This is a genomic window from Pseudomonas sp. JV245A (assembly GCF_032424515.1).
Taxonomy (GTDB): Bacteria; Pseudomonadota; Gammaproteobacteria; order Pseudomonadales; family Pseudomonadaceae; genus Aquipseudomonas; species Aquipseudomonas protegens.
Genome location: NZ_VYKE01000269.1, coordinates 1 through 3,824 on the forward strand (window position 1 = coordinate 1; position 3,824 = coordinate 3,824).

4 protein-coding genes are annotated in these 3,824 nt (G+C 69.7%); all 4 read left to right on the forward strand.

The genetic code is table 11. The features are described from left to right. Positions 1-565 (forward strand): sensor histidine kinase (locus F6S12_RS30235; protein ID WP_409999871.1); only part of this gene is annotated, 565 nt, incomplete at its 5' end. Then, positions 562-1,230, forward strand: coding sequence for a response regulator (locus F6S12_RS30240; RefSeq protein WP_210483661.1), 669 nt, complete (start codon positions 562-564; stop codon positions 1,228-1,230). The genes F6S12_RS30235 and F6S12_RS30240, both read left to right, overlap by 4 nt. Continuing rightward, positions 1,227-3,554, forward strand: a complete 2,328-nt coding sequence (locus F6S12_RS30245) for an ATP-binding protein (RefSeq protein WP_315869725.1) — start codon at positions 1,227-1,229, stop codon at positions 3,552-3,554. The genes F6S12_RS30240 and F6S12_RS30245 overlap by 4 nt, the downstream gene beginning before the upstream one ends. Next, on the forward strand, positions 3,551-3,824 hold a 274-nt coding region (locus tag F6S12_RS30250), incomplete at its 3' end, for a response regulator (protein ID WP_315869726.1). The genes F6S12_RS30245 and F6S12_RS30250, both read left to right, overlap by 4 nt.

Here is a 3,824-nt window from a genome sequence, read left to right on the forward strand (position 1 = left end):
CCTGGCCGGGTTGCACCAGCGCCTGCAGGGTTTCGCCGGGCGCTGCCCGCCGCTGCCGGAGCCCCTGCACGATGAACTGCAGACCATCCTGCAACTGGCCCAGGGCTGCGTCGGCGAAGGCCGGCAACTGATCGGCGGCCTGCGCCCCCATGTGCTGGACGACTTCGGCCTGTTGCGGGCCATCGACCGCGAGGCCGACCGCCTGCGCGACGCCGGGCTGGCGGTGCACTGGCAGCAGCGCTACCCGGAGCGCCTGCCGGCGGCCCTGGAAATCGCCCTGTTCCGCATCGCCCAGGAAGCCATCAACAACATCCTCAAGCATGCCCGGGCCCACAGCGTCAGCCTGAACCTGGCCCTGGAAGCAGGCCAGGCGGTGCTCGGCATCAGCGACGACGGCGCAGGTTTCCAGCCGGCATCCGGCCAGGGCATCGAACAGTTGGGCCAGGTGGCCATGCAGGAACGCGCCCATTTGCTGGGCGGGCGTTTCACCTGCCACAGCCGGCCCGGCAGCGGCACGCGGATTCTCGCCCGCGTCCCCGTCCCCTCCTTGGAGCACGCGGTATGACAGCGGTGATACGCCTGGTCCTGGCGGACGATCATGAAGTCACCCGCACCGGCTTCATCGCCCTGCTGGCGGGCAACCCGGAGTTCGAGGTGGTGGGGCAAGCCAGGGATGGCGAGCAAGCCCTGACCCTGTGCGAGCAACTGCGCCCGGACCTGGCCATCCTCGATATCCGCATGCCCCTGCTCAACGGCCTGGGGGCCGCGCGCCTGCTGCAACAGCGCCAGCCCGAGGTCAAGGTGGTGATCTTCACCATGGACGACAGCCCCGATCACCTGGAAGCCGCCATGGCCGCCGGCGCCGTGGGCTACCTGCTCAAGGACGCCAGCCGCGAAGAGGTGCTCGACGCCCTGCAGCGTGTGGCCCGGGGCGAAGAGGCGCTCAACAGTGCGGTCAGCGCCCGCCTGCTGCGGCGCATGAGCGAGCGCGGCAACGGCCAGGCGCCCCAGGCTCAGGCCCTGACTGCCCGCGAGCGCCAGGTGCTGGGGCTGGTGGCCGGCGGCTTCAGCAACCGCGAGATCGGTGAAAAGCTGGGCATCACCACCGGCACCGCCAAGGCCCACGTGGAACGGGTGATCGGCAAGCTCGGCGCCGCCGACCGCACCCAGGCCGCGGTGCGCGGCATGGCCCTGGGGCTGGTGGCGCAACCTGCCGGGCAGTGGCCGTGAACCTGCTCAGCGCCCGGCGCTGGGCCGACCTGCCGCTGCGGGGCAAGGCGCTGGTGGTGATCTCCCTGCCACTGGTGATCCTGCTGCTGTCGCTGGTGCTGATCTACAGCACCGAGCGCCAGACCGCCCGCGCCGAGGAGGACGTGCGCCGGGTGTTGCTGGTGCAGGGCGATATTCAGGCGGTGCACACCCTCCTGGCCGAGGCCGCCGCCAGCGTGCGTGGCTACCTGCTGACCCGGCGCGAGGACTTTTTGCCCGCCTACCTCCAGGCCCGGCCGCAGATCGAGGCCGCGCTGCAACGCCTGGACCAGAATGTCCAGGACCCGCGCATGCGCGACTACCTGCAGACCATCACCCCGCTGATCCGCACCAAGCTCGACGGCCTGGTGGCCCTGCGCAACGGCAGCCGCGACGACGCCGCCACGGTGACCGCGATCCTGATCGACAACAAGCAGGTGCTGGACGTGCTGCGCGAGCAGATCAGCGCCATGCGCGTGCGCGAGGATGCGCTGCTGGCCGAACGTAGCGCAGCCGCCGCGGCAACCCGCATGCGCCTGCTGTTCGCCACCTTGCTGGCCGCCGGCTGCGGGCTGTTCGGCGCCATCGTCGCGGTGCTGTTGCTGTCCCGGGGCATCGTCACCCGGGTGCAGCAGGTACAGGGCAATGCCCAGCGCCTGGCCCTGGGCCAGCCGCTGCGCCCGCAAGCACCGGAACAGGATGAAATCGGCCAGCTGGGCACGCGCCTGGTGGAGGCCGGGCAACTGCTGGCCGAGCGCGAACGGGCCCTGCGCGACAACGAGGAACGCCTGCGGCTGATCATCGACGGGGTCAAGGACTACGGGATCTTCGCCCTGGACACCGCAGGCCGGGTTACCACCTGGAACGTCGGCGCGGAACGGATCAAGGGCTACAGCGAGCAGGAAATCATCGGCCGGCATTTTTCCCTGTTCTACCTGCCCGAAGAGTGCCCCCAGCACCCGGACATGGCCCTGCGCGAGGCCACCGCCCACGGCCACTACATGGAAGAGGCCTGGCGCTGTCGCAAGGACGGCAGCCGCTTCTGGGCCAGCGTGGTGATCACCGCGCAGTACGACGCCAGCGGCGCCCTGCGCGGTTTTTCCAAGATCACCCGGGACATCACCGATCGCCGTGCCGCGGAAATCGCCCTGGGCACCGCCCGCGAGGAAGCGGAAAGCGCCAGCCGCGCCAAGAGCGAATTCCTCTCGCGCATGAGCCACGAACTGCGCACGCCGCTCAACGCCATCCTCGGCTTCGCCCAACTGCTGGACATGGATTCCAATGCCGGCCAGCGGCCCCAGGTCGGGCATATCCTGCGGGCCGGGCAGCACCTGCTGGGGCTGATCAACGAGGTGCTGGACATTGCCCGTATCGAGGCCGGGCGCCTGCCGCTGAACGTCGAGCCCATGGCCCTGGCGGCGGTGCTGCACGAAGCCCTGACCCTGGTGTCACCCATGGCCGCGGACGCCGGCATCACCCTGGCGCCGCTGCCGGAACTGGCGGCGGACAGCGGCGTGATCGCCGACCGCCAGCGCCTGATCCAGGTGCTGCTCAACCTGCTGTCCAACGCCATCAAGTACAACCGCGCGGGTGGCCGGGTCAGCATCGACGTGGCGATCGAGGCATCACGCCTGCGCCTGAGCGTGCTCGACACCGGCGCCGGCATCACCGCCGAGCGCCTGGAGCGCCTGTTCAAGCCCTTCGAACGCCTGGACGCCGACCCCAGGATCGAAGGCACCGGCCTGGGGCTGGCCCTGAGCAGGAGCCTGCTGGAAATGATGGACGGCAGCCTGGGCGTACAGAGCAACCCGGGCAGCGGCAGTTGCTTCACCCTGGAGCTGCCCTTCGTGCGCCTGGCCGCTGCAGCCGCCGTGGCGCCCTGCAACGCCCCGGCGCTGAACGTGCCGGCGCCACAGCCCGCAAGCCGCTACCAGGGCAAGGTGCTGTGCATCGAAGACAACCTGCAAAGCCTGGCGCTGATCGAAACCCTGCTGCAACGGCGCCCGGGCATCCAGCTGCTGTCGAGCATGCAAGGCCAGATGGGCCTGGACCTGGCCCGCCAGCACGCGCCGCAGATGATCCTGCTGGACGTCAGCCTGCCGGACCTGCCCGGCCTGGAGGTGCTGCAACGCCTGCGGGCCTCCAGCGCCACGGCCGACATCCCGATCCTGATGATCACCGCCGACGCCAGCGAACCGACCCGGCGCGCCCTGCTCGACGCCGGGGCCACGGCGATCCTGACCAAGCCCATCCACATCCCGGTGTTCTTCGCCCACCTCGATGCCTGTCTCCCGGAGCTCCCATGACTGCCGATCTGCGCATCCTCATCATCGATGACCAGCGCCCCAACCTCGACCTGATGGAACAGCTGCTGGCCCGCGAAGGGCTGCACAACGTCCTCAGCAGCACCCAGCCGCTGCGCAGCCTGGAGCTGTTCAACAGCTTCGAGCCGGACCTGGTGATCCTCGACCTGCACATGCCCGAGTTCGATGGCTTTGCGGTACTGGAACAGCTCAACCGACGGATCCCGGCCAACGACTACCTGCCGATCCTGGTACTCACCGCCGACGCCACCC

Coding starts and splice junctions, on each gene's coding strand:
- F6S12_RS30240 (WP_210483661.1), top strand. CDS start 562: ATGACAGCGGTGATACGCCTGGTCCTGGCGGACGATCATGAAGTCACC.